Here is a 19820-nt window from a genome sequence, read left to right on the forward strand (position 1 = left end):
ATTATGCCTCCCTTCTCACATCCACCAGCGTACTGTTGCAACAGTGTCCATTCCCCAACACTTCCACCTGATCGTTAGTGACATGACTGCTGCTTCCGCCCTGTTGCTCCCACCAACCGTTATCCAGACTCACCACCCCGCGTTTGATATGTGTGGTCACGTCGGCAATCGCCCGATGTTGTCCGCGATGATTGAACACCACGACCCACTCTCCTGCCTGGATCTGACGCTGGCGGGCGTCTTCAGGGTGAATCATCACGTTCGGTCGGTTACGCTGAACTTCGAGGATCCATTCGTTCATGCCGTGACTGGAGTGCACACTACGTGCCAGTTTGCGCTGCACCGCCATTAACGGATACTGACTTGCCAGTTCAGGCGAACCTTTTACCGACTCTTTCACCTGCTTCCAGGTCACCACCGGAAGAAAATCCTTTTTGGCCCACTCCTCTATGTAGAGGTGCGCTTTGCCGGTCGACGTGCGGAACTGCCCGTCTTTAAACGGGATCCACTCTTCCTCAACAGGACATACCGGCCCTTTTTTCAGCATGTCACGGGTAATGCCCGAGCCTTTAAGGCAGGTATCGATGTAGTGTTCAATGGGCTGGTTAAAGACCTCACCAAAGCCAAAGCGCTCGGCCAGGCGAGCAAAAATCCAGTAATCAGGTTTTGCTTCTCCCGGTGGTTCCACCGCTTTTTCCATCAGTTGCACATAGTGGCTGCGTACCCCCGCCATTAAGCTGACATCTTCAAAAATGGTCGTAACGGGGAGCACCAGATCGGCGTACAGCGCAGACGAACTCATGAGATTGTCGGCTACCACCACAAACGGCACTTTTTTAAAGGCTTCTCTGACCTGATTGGTATTCGGCAGTTGTGTCATGGCCCCCAGCGTCATGTTCCACCAGAACTTAATCGCGTGCGGTTTTTCGTTAACGACCCAGTCACCGATTTTGGGAATAGGAATGGAGGGGATTTTGGCGGCATTGGGTGCCGGAGGGACGATGGGCGAAAATTTTGCCATCTGTCTGACGCCACCGGCATCGCAAACCCCCGCCCCGGCTTTGCCGATATTGCCGGTGATCAGCGCGAGGTAAAACTGGCTGGCCGCAACGTAAGTGCCAAACTCGGTTCTTTGCGCGCCGGACATGTTCTGGACAATCATCGCCGGTTGCGTTGACGCGTAATCCCGCGCCAGGCGTAATACCGTCTGCGCGGGTACATCAGTTTCTTCCTCTACCTTCTGCGCCGTCCAGGGCTTCGCCTGTGCCCATACGTTATCAAGCACAGTAGTAAAATCACTGCTGGCGGGCAATTCATCAGTCAGCAATGCAGGCATGACGCCGGGCGCATCGTGGCGTTTCAGGGTCTGGGTCAGCGTATCAAACACCAGATAGCTGTCTGCGTCCTTAGGGTCGGCACGCATCAATTGCTGCTGTTTATCGACCAGGTAAACCGCCCCGGTATGCGCACGCAGGAAGCCAGCGTCATAGCGTTTCTCCTGCATGATGATGTTGATCATCCCTAATGCCAGCGCGATATCTGTACCAGGCACAATCGGCACCCACTCGTCAGCTTTCGCCGCCGTTTCGTTAAATCGCGGATCGATCACCACCAGTCGCGCACCGTTGCGTTGCGCCTGTGAGTAATGTTTAAAATAGGCGTGCATGGTGACTGCCGGATTGTTTCCCCAGCACAAGATGTAACGGCTGTCCGCTATCGTGTCGCGGGTATCGGCATAACGCAGACCCACCATCGGCATCATCGCGGCGGTGACCGCTGCGCAACATAACGAGCCGGCCGTTTTTGTACTGCCGCCGAGATAATCGAAGAAGGCTTTGCCCATATCATTCTTGATAGAGTCCATGTTCCCGGAGGCGGCTGTGAGCAGTAAACCTTTATTACCATCGGTGGCAATTGTCTCCCTGATTTTCTTTTCAATCAGATCCAGCGCGGCGTCCCAGCTGATCGGCTTAAATTTACCCTCGCCTTTTTCCCCCGTACGCAGCAGCGGTTGCGTTAAGCGTAACGGGTGGTAGACCCATTTCGTCCGGCTAATTCCCCGCAAACAGCACTTCACATTGAAGCCTTTCGTCGCTTCAATTTTCATTAAGCGGTCTTTCCAGACATACGCCGTCAGGTTGCAGTGCAAACATTCCATCGCACAGGTCGACCGGTACGTCTGGTAATCCGTTTGCTTAAGGCGAACCCGGGCCAACGGTGAACCGTTGGCCTGGCGCAGCGTCAGAAACGTTGGCACCAGTGACGATAACCCCACTACGCCAAACCCTTTTAGCAGGGTTCTTCTTTTTAATCGGGTATTGCTCAATGCATCCATGTCCTTGCCTCCACAAAAGTTCACCATTAGTTAATCCAGGTACACCATTGATTAACTTGATACAGGTCAACGTCTCACCATTTAGGCGTAGCGCGCTTTTTAAATTGCGAAGGCAGTAAGGATTTCAGCCGCGATGGTATACTCGCGATGGATAAAAAAAGAGAACGCATATGGCTGAAACATCGCAAGGGGTAAATTCGGTTGATATCGCCGTCAACATTCTGACGTTTGTTGCCAGTCAAAACGGCCAGGCGCGGGCAATCGATATCGCCACCGGATGCAATCTGTCCAAGAGTCGTTTACATAAGTATCTGGTTTCGCTCTGTCGAACGGGCATGCTGGGGCAAAACGAAAAAGGGCTCTATTGCCTGGGGTCAACCCTTCTTCAGATGGCGGGAGATCCGGCGGCAGCACGCGATCCGGTGAGTGAGCTTAATACGCTGCTGATCGCTTTTCGCGATACCTTCAACCATTCAACCGGTGTCGTCATCCCGACCGACACAGGATTAGTGCTTAAGCACTACAATCGTAGTTTCCGTAACGTGGATATCGATTTTCTGCCCAATACGCCCGTTCCGCTTGATGCCAGTTCAGCAGGCCAAGTGTTCATGAGTTATTCCCACTATCAGGCGCAGAATCAGGCGCAAGCGCAACTCATTGAACAGATACGGTCTCAGGGCTATGCGGTGCGCCACAATCCGACGCAAGGGATCCCTGGCGCACAGTCGATTGCCTGTCCGCTACGGAATAAAAATGGAGAGCTGGTTGCGATTGCGGTGACGATGGGATTTTTCAGTACAGAAACCATCCCGCAAATTGCCGACCAGTTGGTGAGAAGCGTCGCGACGCTTTATTCGCAGGATTAAACTTACCCCGGCGCAGATGGCCGGGGTAAACAACAACTACGGGCGATAGACCTTCACGTTCTCGAAGCCTTGCTCGCGCAGATACAACGCCTGCAAACGGCTCATCACACCGCGTTCGCACCACAGCAGCCAGGTTTTACTCTGGTCGAGATCGCCGAATTTGGTGCTCAGTTTGTAGAATGGCAGAGACACCACATCCACACCTTCAACTTTCAGCGGCTTGTCATCCTGCTCATCAATGGAGCGAATATCCAGAATCACATCGTTAGGGCTAAAACCGCTGACGGTCTCAACTTCCACCACGTCTTGCTGGGTCTGCTGCGCAATGTCGCGAATATCGACATTGTTCGCTTCTTCGACCACTTTATCGAGGATGCTAAAGTCGAAATTCTCTTCTTCCGCTTCAATCTTCGCCTTGATCGCTTTCACCGTCGGGCTTTTCGAGATCACGCCGCAATATTCCGGCATGGTCCGCGCAAAGTCTTCCGTACCAATCTGGCGCGCCAGGTTGATGATGTGCTCTTTATCGTAAGAGATCAGCGGGCGCAGGATCAGCGTGTCGGAGACGTTATCAATCAAACGCAGGTTGGTCAGGGTCTGGCTGGACACCTGGCCCAGCGCTTCGCCAGTTACCAGCGCCTGTACGCCATAACGTTCCGCCACTTTCGACGCTGCACGCACCATCATGCGTTTCAGTACCACGCCCATCTGGCCATCATCCACTTTTTCGAGGATTTCGCCGACCACCGGTTCAAAGTTGATTGCGACAAAACGCACGCGGTGCGAACTGCCGAAGCGGTTCCACAGATAGTGCGCAACCTGACGCACGCCGATTTCATGTGCCGCGCCGCCGAGGTTAAAGAAGCAGTAATGCACGCGGCAGCCGCGACGCATCAGCATGTAGCTGGAAACGCCGGAGTCAAACCCGCCAGAAATCAGCGACAGAACATCTTCCTGGGTACCGATCGGGTAGCCGCCGATACCCTCGTAACGCCCTTTGATCAACAGCAGGCGATCGTCTTCCACCTCCAGATGTACGGTCACATCCGGGTGGGTCAGCTTCACACGCGCGGACTCAATGTGCTGATTCAAACCGCCGCCGACATAACGTTCGACTTCAATAGAGCTGAAGGGGTGCTTACCACGACGCTTGACGCGGACGCAGAAGGTTTTACCTTCCAGTTGGTCGCGATACTGGACCAGCGCCTTCTCGAAGATATCGTGCATGTCGGTGAACGGCACGTCTTCTACTTCAAGAATATGGTGGATACCCGGAATGCGGGTCAGCGCGTCGCGAATCGCCAGACGCTGGTTTTCATCTTTGGCGCGAACCTCAATATTGTCCCAGTGGCGGACAACGGCGAGCGTCTCGTCATAGTGCTTTAAAACGTTACGGATGTTTCCGGTCAAAATTTTTATAAAGCGCAAACGCACAGATTGGCTTTTGATGGTGATTTCCGGGAACAATTTAATGATAAACTTCATGGCGGCAATGGTTCGTTGGCAAGTCTAAAGGACTTGTTATGGGAAAAATACAGCAGCCCACACCTGCGGCTGCATCCAGGGGCGCAAGTATACCACCATCGCGCGCCTCCTGTGCACATTGCACGTTATTTGATAATTGCCCTGAGTCCGTTACCATGGTGGGGCTGAAAATATTGAGAGTCAGACATTCATTATGCCGAAGAAAAACGAGGCGCCCGCCAGCTTTGAAACAGCGCTGAGCGAGCTGGAACAGATTGTTACCCGTCTGGAAAGTGGCGACCTGCCGCTGGAAGAGGCGCTGAACGAATTCGAACGTGGCGTGCAACTGGCACGTCAGGGGCAGGCCAAGCTGCAACAAGCTGAACAGCGTGTGCAGATCCTGCTGACTGATAATGAAGACGCCTCACCCACGCCTTTTACACCGGACAATGAGTAAGTAAATGGATTTTACGCAGCAGTTACAGGCTTGCGTTGAGCAAGCAAACCAGGCGTTGAGTCGTTTTATCGCACCACTGCCCTTTCAGAACACTCCCGTGGTTGAAACCATGCAGTATGGCGCACTATTAGGTGGTAAGCGCCTGCGCCCGTTCCTGGTTTACGCCACCGGTCAGATGTTTGGCGTCAGCATCACTACGCTTGATGCCCCGGCAGCCGCCGTTGAGTGCATACATGCATATTCATTGATCCATGATGATTTACCGGCGATGGACGACGATGATCTGCGTCGCGGTCTGCCGACCTGTCATGTAAAATTTGGTGAAGCCAACGCGATCCTTGCAGGCGATGCCCTGCAAACCCTGGCGTTCTCCATCATCAGCGACGCGCCGATGCCGGAAGTCGCCGATCGCGACCGTATCGCCATGATCTCAGAACTGGCGAACGCGAGCGGTATCGCGGGCATGTGCGGCGGCCAGGCATTGGATCTTGATGCCGAAGGAAAACAGGTTCCGCTGGAAGCGCTGGAACGAATCCATCGCCATAAAACTGGCGCTCTCATTCGCGCCGCGGTTCGTCTCGGCGCTCTAAGTGCCGGAGAAAACGGACGAAATGCCCTGCCGATACTCGATAAATACGCAGAAAGTATCGGCTTAGCCTTCCAGGTTCAGGATGACATTCTGGATGTGGTGGGCGATACTGCAACGTTGGGTAAACGTCAGGGGGCTGATCAGCAACTTGGCAAAAGTACCTATCCTGCACTTTTGGGCCTTGAGCAAGCCCGGAATAAAGCCCAGGATCTGATTGATGACGCGCGCCAGTCTTTACGTCAACTGGCCGCATTATCACTCGATACTTCGGCACTGGAAGCGCTAGCGGACTACATAATCCAGCGTGATAAATAATTGACTACCCTGAGCAATGAATTGCCGTGGACACACGGCAATTTGGGTAAACAAACGATGAGTCTCTGATGAGTTTTGATATAGCCAAATACCCTACCCTGGCACTGGTCGATTCCACCCAGGAGTTACGTCTACTCCCGAAAGAGAGCCTGCCGAAACTCTGCGACGAGCTGCGCCGCTATTTACTCGACAGCGTAAGCCGTTCGAGTGGACACTTCGCCTCCGGGCTGGGCACGGTGGAACTGACCGTGGCATTGCACTATGTCTACCATACCCCGTTTGACCAGTTGATCTGGGACGTGGGGCATCAGGCTTATCCGCACAAAATTCTCACCGGCCGCCGCGATAAAATCGGCACCATTCGCCAGAAAGGCGGTTTACACCCCTTCCCGTGGCGTGAAGAGAGCGAGTACGACGTATTGAGCGTCGGCCACTCTTCTACCTCCATCAGCGCCGGAATTGGTATTGCCGTTGCCGCTGAAAAAGAAGGTAAAGACCGCCGTACCGTCTGTGTGATTGGCGACGGTGCCATCACCGCAGGGATGGCGTTTGAAGCAATGAACCATGCGGGCGATATCAAGCCGGACATGCTGGTCATTTTGAACGACAACGAAATGTCGATCTCCGAGAATGTCGGCGCGCTGAACAATCATCTGGCGCAGCTGCTTTCCGGCAAGTTGTACTCTTCGCTGCGTGAAGGCGGGAAGAAAGTCTTCTCCGGCGTACCGCCGATTAAAGAGTTACTCAAGCGCACCGAAGAACATATCAAAGGCATGGTCGTCCCCGGCACGCTGTTTGAAGAGCTGGGCTTTAACTACATCGGGCCGGTCGATGGTCACGACGTCGTCGGACTCATCACCACGCTGAAGAACATGCGCGACCTGAAAGGACCGCAGTTCCTGCACATCATGACCAAGAAAGGTCGTGGTTACGAACCCGCAGAAAAAGACCCGATTACCTTCCACGCCGTTCCTAAATTTGATCCCTCCAGCGGTTGTCTGCCCAAAAGCAGCGGCGGCCTGCCGAGTTACTCGAAAATCTTCGGTGACTGGTTATGTGAAACGGCGGCCAAAGACAACAAACTGATGGCCATCACGCCGGCGATGCGTGAAGGTTCCGGGATGGTGGAGTTCTCGCGTAAATTCCCTGATCGCTATTTCGACGTGGCGATTGCTGAACAACACGCGGTGACCTTTGCAGCCGGTCTGGCGATTGGCGGTTATAAGCCGGTGGTGGCGATTTACTCTACCTTCCTGCAACGCGCCTACGATCAGGTGCTGCACGATGTCGCGATTCAAAAACTGCCGGTCCTGTTTGCTATCGACCGGGCGGGGATTGTGGGTGCTGACGGACAAACACATCAGGGGGCGTTCGATCTCTCCTTCCTGCGCTGCATTCCGGAAATGGTCATCATGACGCCGAGCGACGAAAACGAATGTCGCCAGATGCTCTTCACCGGCTATCACTACAGCGAGGGTCCTGCCGCCGTACGCTACCCACGCGGCAATGCGGTAGGCGTTGAACTGACGCCGCTGGAAAAATTGCCGATCGGCAAAGGCATCGTCAGACGCCACGGTGAAAAACTGGCAATTCTGAATTTCGGTACGCTGATGCCAGAAGCGGCCAAAGTGGCGCAGTCGCTCAATGCGACCTTAGTCGATATGCGTTTTGTGAAACCACTGGATGAAACGTTGATTCTGGAAATGGCGGCTCGTCACGAGGCGATGGTCACCCTTGAAGAGAACGCCATCATGGGCGGCGCAGGCAGCGGTGTCAACGAAGTGCTGATGGCGCATCGTAAACCCGTGCCGGTGCTTAACCTCGGTTTACCAGACCATTTCATCCCACAAGGGACCCAGGACGAAGCCCGCGCAGAACTGGGACTCAACGCTGAAGGTATTGAAGCCAGAATCAAGGCCTGGCTGGCGTAACTCCCCTCCTCACTCCTGCTATGCTTGAACGATGAACAGCAAAGCAGGAGTGGTATCATGCAATACAATACGTTAGGAAAAACGGACCTCCGGGTCTCTCGCCTCTGCCTGGGCTGCATGACGTTCGGTGAACCGGATCGCGGCAATCACGCCTGGACGCTGCCGGAAGAAAGCAGTCGCCCCATCATTCAACGCGCACTGGCTGGCGGCATTAATTTCTTCGATACCGCCAACAGTTATTCCGACGGGAGCAGCGAAGAAATTGTCGGGCGCGCCCTGCGGGATTTTGCCCGTCGCGAAGACGTTGTGGTCGCGACCAAAGTCTTTTATCCCGTCGGCGACCTGCCGGAAGGATTATCCCGGGCGCAAATCCTGCGTTCAATTGATGACAGCCTCACCCGCCTTGGCATGGACTATGTCGATATTCTGCAAATTCACCGCTGGGACTACAACACGCCCATTGAAGAGACGCTGGAAGCCCTGAACGACGTGGTAAAGTCCGGCAAGGCACGCTACATCGGCGCCTCTTCCATGTACGCGGCGCAATTTGCTCAGGCACTGGCGCTGCAAAAACAGCACGGCTGGGCGCAGTTCGTCAGCATGCAGGATCACTACAACCTTATCTATCGTGAAGAAGAGCGCGAAATGCTGCCGCTGTGTTACCAGGAAGGCGTGGCGGTGATCCCCTGGAGTCCGTTGGCGCGCGGACGCCTGACGCGGCCCTGGGGTGAAACCACCGCCCGTCTGGTCTCCGATGAAGTGGGGAAAAATCTGTATAGCGAAAGTGACGAAAACGATGCGCAGATTGCCGCACGACTGGCAGGCGTCAGTGAAGAGCTTGGCGCGACGCGTGCCCAGGTCGCACTGGCCTGGCTGCTGAGTAAACGCGGCGTCGCTGCGCCGATTATTGGCACATCGCGCGAAGAACAGCTCGATGAACTGCTAAATGCCGTGGACTTAACGCTGCAACCAGAACAGATTGCCGAACTGGAAACACCGTACAAACCGCATCCGGTGGTGGGATTTAAGTAATGTGATAATGCCCGGTGGCGCTACGCTTACCGGGCCTACACTGGCGTCGCGCAAATCCGTAGGCCGGATAAGGCATTTATGCCGCCATCCGGCAAAATTTCGCCCGGTGGCGCTACGCTTACCGGGCCTACGCTGGCACCGTGCAAACCCGTAGGTCGGATCGGACATTCATGCCGCCATCCGGCAAAATCTCGCCCGGTGGCGCTACGCTTACCGGGCCTACACTGGCGTCGTGCAAATCCGTGGGCCGGGCCATCCGGCAATATGCGCGTTTAAATCAACCCAATCGGCCAGTGATGTCCGATGAAATACAGTATCCCGGCGGAAATCACGCCCGCGACGATATCATCGACCATAATCCCCATTCCGCCATGAACGTTGCGGTCAAACCAGCGGATCGGCCAGGGCTTCCACATATCAAGAATACGGAAAATCACAAACCCGGCGGCCACCCACTGCCAGGCCGTGGTGGGCAATGCCATCAGGGTTATCCACATCCCGATAAACTCGTCCCACACAATGCTGCCATGATCGTGCACGCCCATATCTTTCGCCGTCTGATGGCAAAGATAAACACCGATGCAGATCCCCAGCATTACCACCAGAGAATAGAGCTGCCAGGGTAAAAATGTCATCAGATACCAAAAAGGGATCGCCGCCAGCGACCCCATTGTACCTGGCACGACAGGGCTAAGCCCGCTGCCAAATCCTGTCGCCAATAAATGCCACGGATTACATAGTGTTAACCGACTTTTCGCGACATCTTTATGGCGTGGCAAAATGGTCATATCCTTTCCAGTCAAAGGTGACAGGATTCCCGTCACGCACAAAATTCATGCCTTCCACATCTGCGCTCATTTGCCCAATGCAGGTAAACGGAACGCCAAGCTGACCAATAGCCACATCCAGTGCGCCGCGGTTAATTTCCGGGACGGTAAAGCATAACTCATAGTCTTCACCGCCGGAGAGCGCCCAACGCAGAGCCTGATCTGGCGCCACATGGCGGGAGAGCGCATCGGAGTACGGTAACGCGTCCACTTCAATGCGAGCGCCACAACCACTGGCCGTGACGATATGCCCTAAATCCGAGATCAGTCCATCGGAGAGATCGATAGCCGCGCTCGCCAGATCGCGCAGCGCCTGGCCAATCAAAATACGCGGCGTGGGGCGTAAATGACGCTTCAACAGATACTCTGCATCTTTCGTCTCTGCGACCTGTAATCGATTCTGTAAAATCGCCAGCCCTGCGGCGCTGTCGCCTGGCGTTCCGGTAACGTAGATCCAGTCGCCCGGCTTCGCACCCGAGCGTTTTAAGGCGCGCCCGACGGGGACATAGCCATGGATACCCAGCGTCATCGACAACGGTCCACGTGTGGTATCGCCGCCGATCAACTGCATACCGTAATAATTGAGTTGTTCAAACAGACTGTCACTGAACGCGGCAAGCCAGGCTTCATTCACCTCGGGGAGCGTCAATGCCAGCGTCAACCAGGCGGGGTCGGCCCCCATCGCAGCCAGATCGCTTAGGTTTACCGCCAGCGCCTTATAGGCCAGATCGGCAGGATCAATATCAGGAAGGAAGTGGTTACCCGCCACCAGCGTATCGGTGCTGATCGCCAGGGTCTGTTTTTCAGGGATATTCAGGAGAGCGCAATCGTCACCAATGCCGGTCTCGACATCGAGGCGAGAGCTTCTTACACGATCAAAATAACGGGCAATCAGGGAGAACTCGCCGCATGCCATACGTTATGCCTCAGCAGGAAAAAAGAAAAGGCCGCCAGGCAAGCGGAAACATCCCGCTCTTCTGACGGCCTGCAGATTACTTTTTGTTGGGGCGAATCACAGGTGCTGCTTTATCCAGTACGCCGTTGACGAACTTGTGGCTATCTTCGGCACCGAAGGTTTTCGCCAGTTCAATAGCTTCGTTAATGGCCACTTTGTATGGCACATCCTGACGTTTGGACAGTTCAAACAGCGCAATGCGCAGCACCGCTTTTTCTACCTGACCCAGCTCTTCCAGCAGACGGGACAGGTACGGCTTCATCAGACCGTCGAGATACGCGCTATTAGTCGCCACTCCCGACAGCAGTTCACGGAAGTACAGGACGTCAACGTCTTTGACGTCTTGTTCCGCCAGGAACTGGTATTCAACATCAGCGATGTCGTTCTGGGACAACTGCCAGGAGTAGAGCGCCTGGACGGCACACTCACGGGCGCGGCGACGAGCAGCAGGTTTCACGGATTTCCCCTTACAAAAATCAGGCCTTAATGGCTTTCAATACATTAATCATTTCAAGCGCGGTCAGTGCAGCTTCAGCGCCCTTATTACCGGCTTTAGTGCCAGCACGTTCAATAGCTTGTTCAATACTTTCAGTGGTGAGAACACCAAAGGCTACCGGGATTCCGCTTTCCTGAGCGACATGCGCCAGGCCATTGCTTGCCCCGCCAGCGACATATTCGAAGTGTGCAGTACCGCCACGGATAACCGTACCCAGCGCAATCACCGCGTCATATTTACCGGTTTTTGCCAGTGCGCCAGCCGCCAGCGGCAGCTCATACGCGCCCGGAACCCAAACGACAGTAATGTTTTCATCTTTTACCTGGCCAATACGTTTCAGGGCGTCAATCGCACCTTCGAGCAGGCTGTCATTGATAAAGTTGTTGAAACGCGCAATGGTGATGGCGACGCGAGCGTCCGGGGTAGCAACGTTAGCTTCAATAATGTTCATACTCTTCCTTCGGGTTCATTTGTGGCCCCGCAGGGGGGCGGATTTTATCATAATATTTTGTGCGCTGCTTCCCTTTCGAACCGGGAGATCATGCGCCCACTAAATGCAGGCAAATATCCGGACCTACATGGCGTATCTCATTGAATTTAAAATGGGGGGCCTGACTTAATTTCTCAAGCCCCGGCAGTACACATAATCCCCGGGCGTCGCTTCCTAACAGTTTAGGCGCAACATAGACGATAAGCTCATCCACTAATCCGGCTTGTAACAATGCCCCCGCCAGCGTCGGTCCCGCTTCAACCCAGAGGCTGTTAATCTGCTGTTTGCCAAGCTGCATCATCAGCAGGACAAGGTCAAGATGGCCGTTGTGCTCTGGGGTAATGATTGACTTCACGCCTTCCGGCCAGTGGCGATCGTCGCTGTGCGTACGGGCAAACCAGGTTTCACCCGGCTGCTGCACAATGCGATGTTCGGGTGTGACACGGTTTTGACTGTCGATAACAATGCGCACCGGCTGGCGCAGATTTTCCTGCGGATAAAGCGCCTGCGTATCCGCGTCCAGTTCATCCCAGCGCACCGTTAATGCCGGATCGTCAGCCAGTACCGTCGCACTGCTGGTCAGAATGGCATGGCTTTGCGCACGCAGACGCTGCACGTCACGCCGCGCCTGTGGCGAGGTGACCCACTGGCTTTCGCCGCTGGCCATCGCCGTGCGGCCATCGAGCGAGGCGCCAAGCTTCAGCTGAATATACGGAAATCCCGTACGCATCCGCTTGAGAAAGCCTTTATTCAACGCTTCCACGTCGCTCATCATCAGCCCGTGGCTTACGTCAATGCCTGCCTGTTGCAGACGATACAGTCCGCGCCCGGCCACCTGTGGGTTGGGATCCTGCATGGCCGCGACGACGCGGGTGACACCTGCCGCCACTAACGCATCACAGCACGGCGGCGTACGGCCATGATGGCTGCACGGTTCCAGCGTGACATACGCGGTGGCACCTTTGGCTTTATCACCCGCCATGCGCAGCGCATGGACTTCAGCATGAGGTTCACCGGCGCGATGATGATAGCCTTCGCCGACAATCTCGCCCTCTTTGACAATCACGCAACCGACGTTCGGGTTGGGATGCGTGGTGAACCGCCCGCGCGCAGCAAGTTTCAGCGCTCGCGCCATGTAAAACTCATCCAGCATGGCTTAGTCCTGTAGGCGAGCGATCTCTTCGCCGAATTCTTTGATATCTTCAAAACTGCGGTACACGGAGGCAAAACGGATATAGGCAACTTTATCGAGTTTTTTCAGTTGCTCCATCACCAGATTGCCGATCATCTTACTGGGAACTTCACGCTCCCCGGTGGCGCGCAGTTGCGATTTAATGTGATTTAACGCCATTTCTACATCGTCGGCGCTGACCGGGCGTTTTTCCAACGCTCTGAGCATACCGCTACGCAGCTTCTCTTCGTTGAAAGGTTCACGCACATCGTTACTTTTTATCACGCGCGGCATCACAAGCTCCGCGACTTCAAACGTCGTGAAACGTTCATTACAGACCAGACACTGCCGACGGCGGCGTACTGAAGAGCCCTCGCCGACCAGACGAGAGTCAATAACCTTAGTGTCTACGGCGAAACAGAATGGGCAATGCATACGGCGTCCTGTACCTCAGTGGTTAACGAAATCTATTTTACCCTGAACTGACGTGACAACAAAGGCAGAGCGCTTTTGAGACAAAGGATCTATGCCTTTGCTCACGTAGAGACCTACCATTAGGTTATCCCGACAATGAAGGAAATAATCTACATGACAAGACGTTACCTAAGAATTCTCCTGGTGGGAAGCCTCTTTAGTCTCAGCGCCTGTGTGCAACAGAGCGAAGTACGCCAGATGCATCACAGCGTCAGTACGTTGAGTGCAGAAATGACCCAGTTGAACCAGGAAACCATAAAAATAACGCAGCAAAACACGTTGAATGCGAAATCGTCCAGCGGCGTTTACCTGTTACCGGGCTCCAAAACGCCAGCCCGTCTGAACAGCCAGATTGGGACACTGCGCATGTCGCTTATCAATATTGCCCCTAATGCCGACGGTACGCGTCTGACGCTGCGTATTCAGGGTGAGTCCAACGATCCATTACCGGCATTCAGCGGTACGGTGGAATACGGACAACTCCAGGGAACGACGGAAAATTATCAGGAGGTGAATGTGCATAATCAATTGATTAACGCCCCTGCCAGTCTTCTGGCACCCAGCGACATTGATATTCCGTTACAGTTAAAGGGATTGACTCCGGACCAGCCAGGGTTCATTCGCATCCACGACATCCAGCCTGTGACGCAATAAACGCCCACGCGGAACGTTTTGTTCGTTCCGCAACATATCTCCGCTCAGTTTTGTTATTCCCCTTACATCCCCCTCACTTTTAGTGAAAATTGACTACATTCATTAGAGTCAGTACATTCTCATCGCTTAAAGTACGCAAACGTGAACGCAATCGATTACGTGAATGATAGAACTGTGAAACAAGACAGATTTTTGTGAGCAAGGGTTTTTATAATAGGTTCCGCAGAAACACGAAATATTTAGAAACGCAATTTGCGCCTTTTTCACTCCCGCAAGGGATTTTTAAACAGTGGCATACATATGAAAAAAACATTACTCGCAGCCGGTGCAGTGCTGGCGCTCTCGTCGTCTTTCACCGTTAATGCAGCTGAAAACGACAAACCGGAATATCTTTCTGACTGGTGGCACCAGAGCGTAAACGTGGTCGGTAGCTACCATACGCGTTTCGGACCGCAGATCCGTAACGATACCTATCTGGAATATGAAGCTTTCGCGAAAAAAGACTGGTTTGACTTCTACGGCTACGCGGATGCCCCGGTATTCTTCGGTGGTAACACCGATGCGAAAGGTATCTGGAACCACGGTTCCCCGCTGTTTATGGAAATCGAACCGCGTTTTTCTATCGACAAACTGACCAATACCGACCTGAGCTTTGGTCCGTTTAAAGAGTGGTACTTCGCGAACAACTACATCTACGACATGGGTCGTAACAAAGATGGCCGCCAGAGCACCTGGTACATGGGTCTGGGTACCGACATCGACACTGGTCTGCCAATGAGCCTGTCCATGAACGTCTATGCGAAATACCAGTGGCAGAACTACGGCGCAGCGAACGAAAACGAGTGGGACGGCTACCGTTTCAAAGTGAAATACTTTGTGCCGATTACCGATCTGTGGGGCGGTAACCTGAGCTATATCGGCTTCACTAACTTCGACTGGGGTTCAGATCTGGGCGACGACGATTTCTCCGATCTTAACGGCAACAAAGCGCGTACCAACAACTCTATCGCCTCCAGCCACATTCTGGCGCTGAACTACGATCACTGGCACTACTCAGTCGTAGCCCGTTACTGGCACAATGGGGGTCAGTGGAGCGATGACGCTGAGCTGAACTTCGGTAAAGGCGACTTTAACGTACGCTCTACCGGTTGGGGTGGATACCTGGTCGTAGGTTATAACTTCTAATCATGTAGGCCCGGTAAGCAAAGCGCCACCGGGCATAAAAGCACCGAACGAATATAGCGTCGGTGCTTTTTTTATTTCTTCTTATCCATCATCGCTTTTAGATCAGCGAACGGATTGTACTTTGCTTCCCCGACATCCTTCTGCGCATCTTCCCCGGCAATGACCGTGGAACCATACAGATCGGCCTCAGTGTATTTTGAATGCTCGTGATCGTGGCAGTAGAGGCAAAGCAGTTCCCAGTTGCTGCCATCTTCCGGATTATTGGTGTGATCGTGATCCATATGATGCACCGTCAATTCACGCAGGTTCGAGTAGACAAACTCGCGTGAGCAACGCCCACAGACCCAGGGGAAGAGTTTCAGCGCTTTTTCACGATAGCCGCTTTCCAGCCGCGCATAATTTTTAGGGATTATCGCCATGATGATGAAGTACCAGGGTTAACTATAAGGTCATGTGCAGTTTCCCGCGAAGCTGACTTTTTATCAATCCCGGAGAGAGGACTATTTACGGCCTTTCTTCACATTGCACTTTACGCAAGAAATCACTCAACGAGCGGTTAGCGTCTTCACGGAAACGTCGGTCAAGCGGGGTAATCTGCAGGCAACGGTCAACGCGAAAACAGCGGTAATCTTCACGCCGCTCACACCAGGCAATCAACAGCCAGTGTTCTGCCCAGAAGAACATCCCGAGCGGCTGCACGTCCCGCCAGCTGAGATGTCCGGCTTCATCGCGATAATGCAACGCCAGTACCTGCTGCGCCGAAACCGCCTGGTGAATGAGATCAAAGGCACTGCGGGAATGCGGCTGCGTACCAAAGTCTGGCGCAAATATCCTCGTCTGTTCTGCCCGACGGCGGCTCTCTTCCGGCAATATCGCCAGCACTTTCTCCTGCGCGGACTCCAGTTCCCGCGAAAGGGAATCCCCTCCCCATGTTTTCAGCAAACGAATGGCCACCATCAAGGCTTCTGATTCGCGGTGCGTTAACATAAGCGGAGGCAGATCAAAGCCCGCAATTAAGCGATACCCGATCCCCGCTTCGCCTTCCACTGGTACACCGGATAATGAAAGGTCGCGGATATCGCGATAGATTGTCCGCTCGGAAACCTCGAGCCGTTCGGCCAACAGCGCCGCCGTTGTCAGCCGCCTGCCACGCAGGATTTGCACAATCTGAAACAAGCGGTCGGCGCGTCGGGTCATTTTCACTCTCTGTGTTAGCGATGATTACACGGGTTGGTGCAGGCCAACACGATTGCCTTCACTGTCGGTAAACAGCGCAATAGTGCCGATATTCTGCCCCAGGTCGAGCGGCCCAAAGACGCACTCGCCGCCAGCGGTAGTGACGCGTTCAAGTGATGCCGCCAGATCTGCCGTATGCAGATAAATAATAGCGCCCTGCGTCGATGGCGTAATCCCATCAAATTTTGCCAGTGCGCCCCCGGTTGCCGGTTCGTCATAGGGGAAAACGGCCAGATCGGCACTGTCCATTTTTTCACGGCGTAGCGACATCTGCATCACCGGCTCATAGAACGCAATGGCGCGCTCCATATCCGCAACCGGAATTTCAAACCAATTAATAATGCTTTTCATGGTTCCTCCTGCCTGTTTGGGTGAGTTCAGGAGAGATCATAAAGCAGGGCTACTGACAGCATACTGTCAGTAGTGATCACCGTTTTTACATTCCGTCGTTCCCCTCAGCGACACCGCCGCCCCTGTCACATCACATCGTTGATTAAAGTTTTGTAAATGTGAATCAGTTGCATTTCCACATAATTGTCACTGCTACTGATTATCATTTATTGTATGCGCGCCTGAAGAACAGGCTCCTGTTCGGATCACGATTAGTTCCAATTACTCCGGGATAAAAACGATGAATGCTCTGCCCAGCATCAGACTGCACCGAATCACTCTTGCATCCGCTCTGGCTCTCTGTTTCAGCGCACCCGCGCTGGCCGAGGAGACGTTAACCCTCTACACCACGCGTGAGCCTGGCCTGATTCAGCCATTACTCGATAGCTGGACACAATCCAGCGGCGTCAAAGTGAGCACGGTTTATATTAAAGACGGCATGCTCGAGCGCGTGAAAGCGGAAGGTAAAAATTCCACTGCTGACCTGCTGATGACCGTCGATGCCGGTAATCTCATCGATTTAGTCGAAGCGGGCGTGACGCAGCCGGTACAGTCAGACGCGCTGAAGGCGGCTATTCCAGCCAATTTACGCGGTGAAGATAATCAGTGGTTCGCGCTGTCTATGCGCGCCCGTGTGCTCTATGCGGATAAATCCCTGCCCATTGATAACTGGCATTACGAACAGCTTTCCAGCCCGGAATACAAAGGCAAAGTGTGTATCCGTTCCGGGCAGCATCCTTATAACACGGCGCTGATTGCCGCCATGATTGCCCACCACGGTGAAGCGAAAACCGAAGAGTGGCTGCGTGGCGTGAAGGCGAACCTGGCGCGTAAAGCCACCGGCGGCGACCGTGACGTCGCCCGGGATATTCTCGGCGGCATTTGTGATATCGGCCTGGCGAACTCCTATTACGTTGGCCACATGAAAAATGCGAAAGAAGGCAGTGATGCCCGCCGTTGGGGTGACGCTATTAAAGTCGTTAAGCCGACCTTTGAGCAAGGCGGCACGCATGTGAATATCAGTGGCGCCGCAGTGGCCCGCTACGCGCCGAATAAAGCAGAAGCCATAAAACTGATGGAATACCTGGTGTCTGCGCCAGCCCAGCAGCTTTACGCCAAAGCAAACTTTGAATATCCGGTGTTGAAAGGCGTCACGCTTGATCCTGTTATCAGCGCGACCATTGGTGAGATTGACGTCGACAAAGTTCCGTTAACTGAAATTGTGAAATACCGTAAACAAGCAAGCCTCCTGGTTGATAAAGTTGGATTCGATCAATAAGTCACTTCATCTGACGACGTTACGCGGCCTGGTTTCCGGGCCGCAGTCGTTATTAACGCCGCTGCATCTTGGCGCGCTGTGTATTGCGCTGGGCGTACTCACCCCTATCGTGGCGCTCATCTGGCAGGCAACACAGGCTGACTTCTCCCATTGGGATAATCTCATTACCTTTGTGCTGCCCTCCGTTCTGAAAAATACCGTGCTGTTACTGGCGGGGGTAGCGGTGATGGTGGGCGTCATTGGCGTCGGCAGCGCATGGGCGGTCACGGCATGGGACTTCCCCGGGCGAAAAATCCTCAGTTGGGCGCTGCTGCTGCCGCTGGCAATGCCGACCTATATTGTGGCATTTGCCTGGCTCGATTTAATGCATCCCATCGGCCCGCTGCAAACATTCATCCGTTTTCTATTGGGGTTTGACAGCCCGAGACAGTTCCGTCTGCCTGATTTGCGCTCACTACCAGGCGCCATTATTCTGCTCGGTTTAGTGCTGTACCCTTACGTCTACCTGACGACGCGGGCAATGTTTATTAGCCAGCCTGCGCACCTGCTGGAGGCTGCCCGCACGTTGGGCTGCGGCGCTGCCGGTACCTTCTTCCGCGTTGCGCTGCCGCTGGCACGCCCGGCGTTGGCGGTCGGTATCAGTCTGGCGCTGCTGGAAACGCTGAACGACATTGGCGCGTCGGAATTTCTCGGCGTGCAAACCTTGACCGTCACCGTGTACACCACCTGGATTTCTCGCTCTGATTTGGCATCCGCTGCGCAAATCGCCTGCATGATGCTGATGTTTATTTTCTGCATTCTGACGCTGGAATTTTATGGCCGCAGGAAACAGGGGTTTAGCAGCCGCAGCCTGCGGGAAATTCAACCCACACGCGTACACGGCTGGCGCGGATGGCTTCTCGGCGCGATCATTGCGCTGCCGGTGATTCTCGGGTTTCTGGCTCCGGTCCTGTTTTTGGTCTGGGAAAGCCTAAAACGATTAGGTGAAGAGAATCCGCTTTCCGCCTCGTTACTTTCGGCATTGCAAAACACGCTGACGCTGGCGGCGGGAACCACCCTGGTGGTCGTGTGCGTCAGTTTGCTGGTGGCGTGGAGTGCGCGCCATAGTGCTGCTGACAACGCGATGCCGGGATTTCGTCGCGGCGTCATGCGCCTGGCCTCCCTGGGCTACGCGGTTCCGGGCACGATTCTGGCGATTGGTTTTCTGACGCCAGCGATGGCGGTCGACAAATGGCTGGCGGATTTACTGGAAATTCGCGGATTGCCGTTGATGTCTGCGGGCATATTACTGGTTATCTGCTGTGCCATGCGCTTTCAGGCGATTGCCATTGGCGCACTGGATTCCGGGCTCGGTCGGATCCCCCCTTCCCTTGAGCAAGCCTCGCGTTTGTTAGGGGAGAATGGCGCAGGAACGTTTGCCCGGGTTCACTTCCCGTTATTGCGCCCGGCGTTGGTGAGTAGCGCATTGTTAGTCTTTGCCGATGCGATGAAAGAGCTGCCAACGACGCTGCTTTTACGTCCGGTCAACTTCGAGACGCTGGCAACGTTGCTTTATGCAGAAGCCGCTCGCGGAACCTATGAGGAAGGGGCTATTGCCGCCTTAATGATTGTTCTTGCAGGCACACTGCCGGTTATTTTGCTGGTGCGTCATCAACTGACTCGCCGCCACTAAAG

General features: G+C 54.2%; 20 protein-coding genes. 9 read left to right on the forward strand and 11 right to left on the reverse strand.

All coding sequences use genetic code 11. The features are described 5' to 3' along the window. Nucleotide 1: 1 nt before the first annotated feature. Complete coding sequence (locus AC07UY_RS03830) at nucleotides 2–2335, reverse strand: molybdopterin-containing oxidoreductase family protein (protein ID WP_494700715.1); 2334 nt, start codon at nucleotides 2333–2335, stop codon at nucleotides 2–4. Nucleotides 2336–2505: 170 nt separating this feature from the next. Between AC07UY_RS03830 and AC07UY_RS03835 the strand changes: the two genes are divergently transcribed. Beyond that, nucleotides 2506–3201: an IclR family transcriptional regulator gene (locus AC07UY_RS03835; RefSeq protein ID WP_494700714.1), complete on the forward strand. Its 696-nt coding sequence runs from the start codon at nucleotides 2506–2508 to the stop codon at nucleotides 3199–3201. 36 nt (nucleotides 3202–3237) lie between these two features. Here AC07UY_RS03835 and thiI read toward each other — a convergent pair whose 3' ends face one another. Further along, nucleotides 3238–4686, reverse strand: coding sequence for a tRNA uracil 4-sulfurtransferase ThiI (gene thiI, locus AC07UY_RS03840; protein WP_276292591.1), 1449 nt, complete (start codon nucleotides 4684–4686; stop codon nucleotides 3238–3240). Nucleotides 4687–4879: 193 nt separating this feature from the next. Here thiI and xseB point away from each other — a divergent pair, with 193 nt between their 5' ends. From xseB to yajO, 4 genes are all read left to right on the forward strand, one after another. Continuing rightward, nucleotides 4880–5122 (forward strand): exodeoxyribonuclease VII small subunit, encoded by a 243-nt coding sequence (gene xseB / locus AC07UY_RS03845; protein ID WP_192611365.1) that lies wholly within the window; start codon nucleotides 4880–4882, stop codon nucleotides 5120–5122. Nucleotides 5123–5126: 4 nt separating this feature from the next. Further along, nucleotides 5127–6026, forward strand: coding sequence for a (2E,6E)-farnesyl diphosphate synthase (ispA, locus tag AC07UY_RS03850; protein ID WP_162378961.1), 900 nt, complete (start codon nucleotides 5127–5129; stop codon nucleotides 6024–6026). A gap of 68 nt (nucleotides 6027–6094) precedes the next feature. Next, the gene (gene dxs, locus AC07UY_RS03855; protein ID WP_276292592.1) at nucleotides 6095–7957 is read left to right on the forward strand and encodes a 1-deoxy-D-xylulose-5-phosphate synthase; all 1863 of its coding nucleotides are present in this window, start codon (nucleotides 6095–6097) and stop codon (nucleotides 7955–7957) included. Between the two features lie 57 nt (nucleotides 7958–8014). Further along, nucleotides 8015–8989, forward strand: coding sequence for a 1-deoxyxylulose-5-phosphate synthase YajO (yajO, locus tag AC07UY_RS03860; protein WP_494700713.1), 975 nt, complete (start codon nucleotides 8015–8017; stop codon nucleotides 8987–8989). 272 nt (nucleotides 8990–9261) lie between these two features. On the opposite strand, the gene pgpA is transcribed toward yajO, so the two are convergent. From pgpA to nrdR, 6 genes are all read right to left on the reverse strand, one after another. Beyond that, on the reverse strand, nucleotides 9262–9777 hold the full coding sequence (gene pgpA, locus AC07UY_RS03865; protein ID WP_192611362.1) for a phosphatidylglycerophosphatase A: 516 nt from the start codon (nucleotides 9775–9777) through the stop codon (nucleotides 9262–9264). Next, nucleotides 9755–10732, reverse strand: a complete 978-nt coding sequence (gene thiL, locus AC07UY_RS03870; protein WP_494700712.1) for a thiamine-phosphate kinase — start codon at nucleotides 10730–10732, stop codon at nucleotides 9755–9757. Before thiL ends, pgpA begins: the two co-directional genes overlap by 23 nt. Before the next feature lie 76 nt (nucleotides 10733–10808). Continuing rightward, nucleotides 10809–11228 (reverse strand): transcription antitermination factor NusB, encoded by a 420-nt coding sequence (nusB, locus tag AC07UY_RS03875; RefSeq protein ID WP_192611360.1) that lies wholly within the window; start codon nucleotides 11226–11228, stop codon nucleotides 10809–10811. A 19-nt stretch (nucleotides 11229–11247) separates the two neighbouring features. After that, nucleotides 11248–11718, reverse strand: a complete 471-nt coding sequence (ribH, locus tag AC07UY_RS03880) for a 6,7-dimethyl-8-ribityllumazine synthase (RefSeq protein WP_203358681.1) — start codon at nucleotides 11716–11718, stop codon at nucleotides 11248–11250. 88 nt (nucleotides 11719–11806) lie between these two features. Further along, nucleotides 11807–12910 carry a bifunctional diaminohydroxyphosphoribosylaminopyrimidine deaminase/5-amino-6-(5-phosphoribosylamino)uracil reductase RibD gene (gene ribD / locus AC07UY_RS03885; protein ID WP_494700711.1) on the reverse strand — a complete coding sequence of 368 codons (1104 nt, stop codon included), beginning with the start codon at nucleotides 12908–12910 and terminating at the stop codon, nucleotides 11807–11809. Between the two features lie 3 nt (nucleotides 12911–12913). After that, a complete protein-coding gene (nrdR, locus tag AC07UY_RS03890; RefSeq protein WP_162378968.1) occupies nucleotides 12914–13363 on the reverse strand; it encodes a transcriptional regulator NrdR in 450 nt (149 codons plus the stop codon). 153 nt (nucleotides 13364–13516) lie between these two features. On the opposite strand from nrdR, the gene AC07UY_RS03895 reads away from it, so the two are divergent. Further along, nucleotides 13517–14056 (forward strand): SadB/YajI family lipoprotein, encoded by a 540-nt coding sequence (locus AC07UY_RS03895; RefSeq protein ID WP_192611358.1) that lies wholly within the window; start codon nucleotides 13517–13519, stop codon nucleotides 14054–14056. Between the two features lie 300 nt (nucleotides 14057–14356). Further along, on the forward strand, nucleotides 14357–15241 hold the full coding sequence (tsx, locus tag AC07UY_RS03900; protein WP_301696652.1) for a nucleoside-specific channel-forming protein Tsx: 885 nt from the start codon (nucleotides 14357–14359) through the stop codon (nucleotides 15239–15241). A 71-nt stretch (nucleotides 15242–15312) separates the two neighbouring features. Here the strand turns inward: tsx and yajD are convergent, their stop codons facing one another. The 3 genes from yajD to AC07UY_RS03915 all read right to left on the reverse strand — a co-directional run bounded on the left by yajD (nucleotide 15313) and on the right by AC07UY_RS03915 (nucleotide 16828). Continuing rightward, the gene (yajD, locus tag AC07UY_RS03905; RefSeq protein WP_192611356.1) at nucleotides 15313–15660 is read right to left on the reverse strand and encodes an HNH nuclease YajD; all 348 of its coding nucleotides are present in this window, start codon (nucleotides 15658–15660) and stop codon (nucleotides 15313–15315) included. A gap of 85 nt (nucleotides 15661–15745) precedes the next feature. Beyond that, nucleotides 15746–16438: a helix-turn-helix transcriptional regulator gene (locus AC07UY_RS03910; protein WP_494659219.1), complete on the reverse strand. Its 693-nt coding sequence runs from the start codon at nucleotides 16436–16438 to the stop codon at nucleotides 15746–15748. A 24-nt stretch (nucleotides 16439–16462) separates the two neighbouring features. Then, on the reverse strand, nucleotides 16463–16828 hold the full coding sequence (locus AC07UY_RS03915) for a VOC family protein (protein ID WP_494659218.1): 366 nt from the start codon (nucleotides 16826–16828) through the stop codon (nucleotides 16463–16465). A 280-nt stretch (nucleotides 16829–17108) separates the two neighbouring features. On the opposite strand from AC07UY_RS03915, the gene AC07UY_RS03920 reads away from it, so the two are divergent. Further along, a complete protein-coding gene (locus tag AC07UY_RS03920; RefSeq protein ID WP_494700710.1) occupies nucleotides 17109–18146 on the forward strand; it encodes an extracellular solute-binding protein in 1038 nt (345 codons plus the stop codon). Beyond that, a complete protein-coding gene (locus AC07UY_RS03925) occupies nucleotides 18130–19818 on the forward strand; it encodes an ABC transporter permease (protein WP_203358686.1) in 1689 nt (562 codons plus the stop codon). The genes AC07UY_RS03920 and AC07UY_RS03925 overlap by 17 nt, the downstream gene beginning before the upstream one ends. The last annotated feature ends 2 nt before the right edge of the window (nucleotides 19819–19820 follow it).

This window comes from Citrobacter sp. GW821-FHT02E08, assembly GCF_059421685.1.

Coding starts and splice junctions, on each gene's coding strand:
- yajO (WP_494700713.1), top strand. CDS start 8,015: ATGCAATACAATACGTTAGGAAAAACGGACCTCCGGGTCTCTCGCCTC.
- ispA (WP_162378961.1), top strand. CDS start 5,127: ATGGATTTTACGCAGCAGTTACAGGCTTGCGTTGAGCAAGCAAACCAG.
- thiI (WP_276292591.1), bottom strand. CDS start 4,686: ATGAAGTTTATCATTAAATTGTTCCCGGAAATCACCATCAAAAGCCAA.
- nrdR (WP_162378968.1), bottom strand. CDS start 13,363: ATGCATTGCCCATTCTGTTTCGCCGTAGACACTAAGGTTATTGACTCT.
- yajD (WP_192611356.1), bottom strand. CDS start 15,660: ATGGCGATAATCCCTAAAAATTATGCGCGGCTGGAAAGCGGCTATCGT.
- ribH (WP_203358681.1), bottom strand. CDS start 11,718: ATGAACATTATTGAAGCTAACGTTGCTACCCCGGACGCTCGCGTCGCC.
- AC07UY_RS03910 (WP_494659219.1), bottom strand. CDS start 16,438: ATGACCCGACGCGCCGACCGCTTGTTTCAGATTGTGCAAATCCTGCGT.
- AC07UY_RS03895 (WP_192611358.1), top strand. CDS start 13,517: ATGACAAGACGTTACCTAAGAATTCTCCTGGTGGGAAGCCTCTTTAGT.
- AC07UY_RS03915 (WP_494659218.1), bottom strand. CDS start 16,828: ATGAAAAGCATTATTAATTGGTTTGAAATTCCGGTTGCGGATATGGAG.
- AC07UY_RS03830 (WP_494700715.1), bottom strand. CDS start 2,335: ATGGATGCATTGAGCAATACCCGATTAAAAAGAAGAACCCTGCTAAAA.
- xseB (WP_192611365.1), top strand. CDS start 4,880: ATGCCGAAGAAAAACGAGGCGCCCGCCAGCTTTGAAACAGCGCTGAGC.
- thiL (WP_494700712.1), bottom strand. CDS start 10,732: ATGGCATGCGGCGAGTTCTCCCTGATTGCCCGTTATTTTGATCGTGTA.
- tsx (WP_301696652.1), top strand. CDS start 14,357: ATGAAAAAAACATTACTCGCAGCCGGTGCAGTGCTGGCGCTCTCGTCG.
- AC07UY_RS03920 (WP_494700710.1), top strand. CDS start 17,109: ATGAATGCTCTGCCCAGCATCAGACTGCACCGAATCACTCTTGCATCC.
- dxs (WP_276292592.1), top strand. CDS start 6,095: ATGAGTTTTGATATAGCCAAATACCCTACCCTGGCACTGGTCGATTCC.
- pgpA (WP_192611362.1), bottom strand. CDS start 9,777: ATGACCATTTTGCCACGCCATAAAGATGTCGCGAAAAGTCGGTTAACA.
- AC07UY_RS03835 (WP_494700714.1), top strand. CDS start 2,506: ATGGCTGAAACATCGCAAGGGGTAAATTCGGTTGATATCGCCGTCAAC.
- ribD (WP_494700711.1), bottom strand. CDS start 12,910: ATGCTGGATGAGTTTTACATGGCGCGAGCGCTGAAACTTGCTGCGCGC.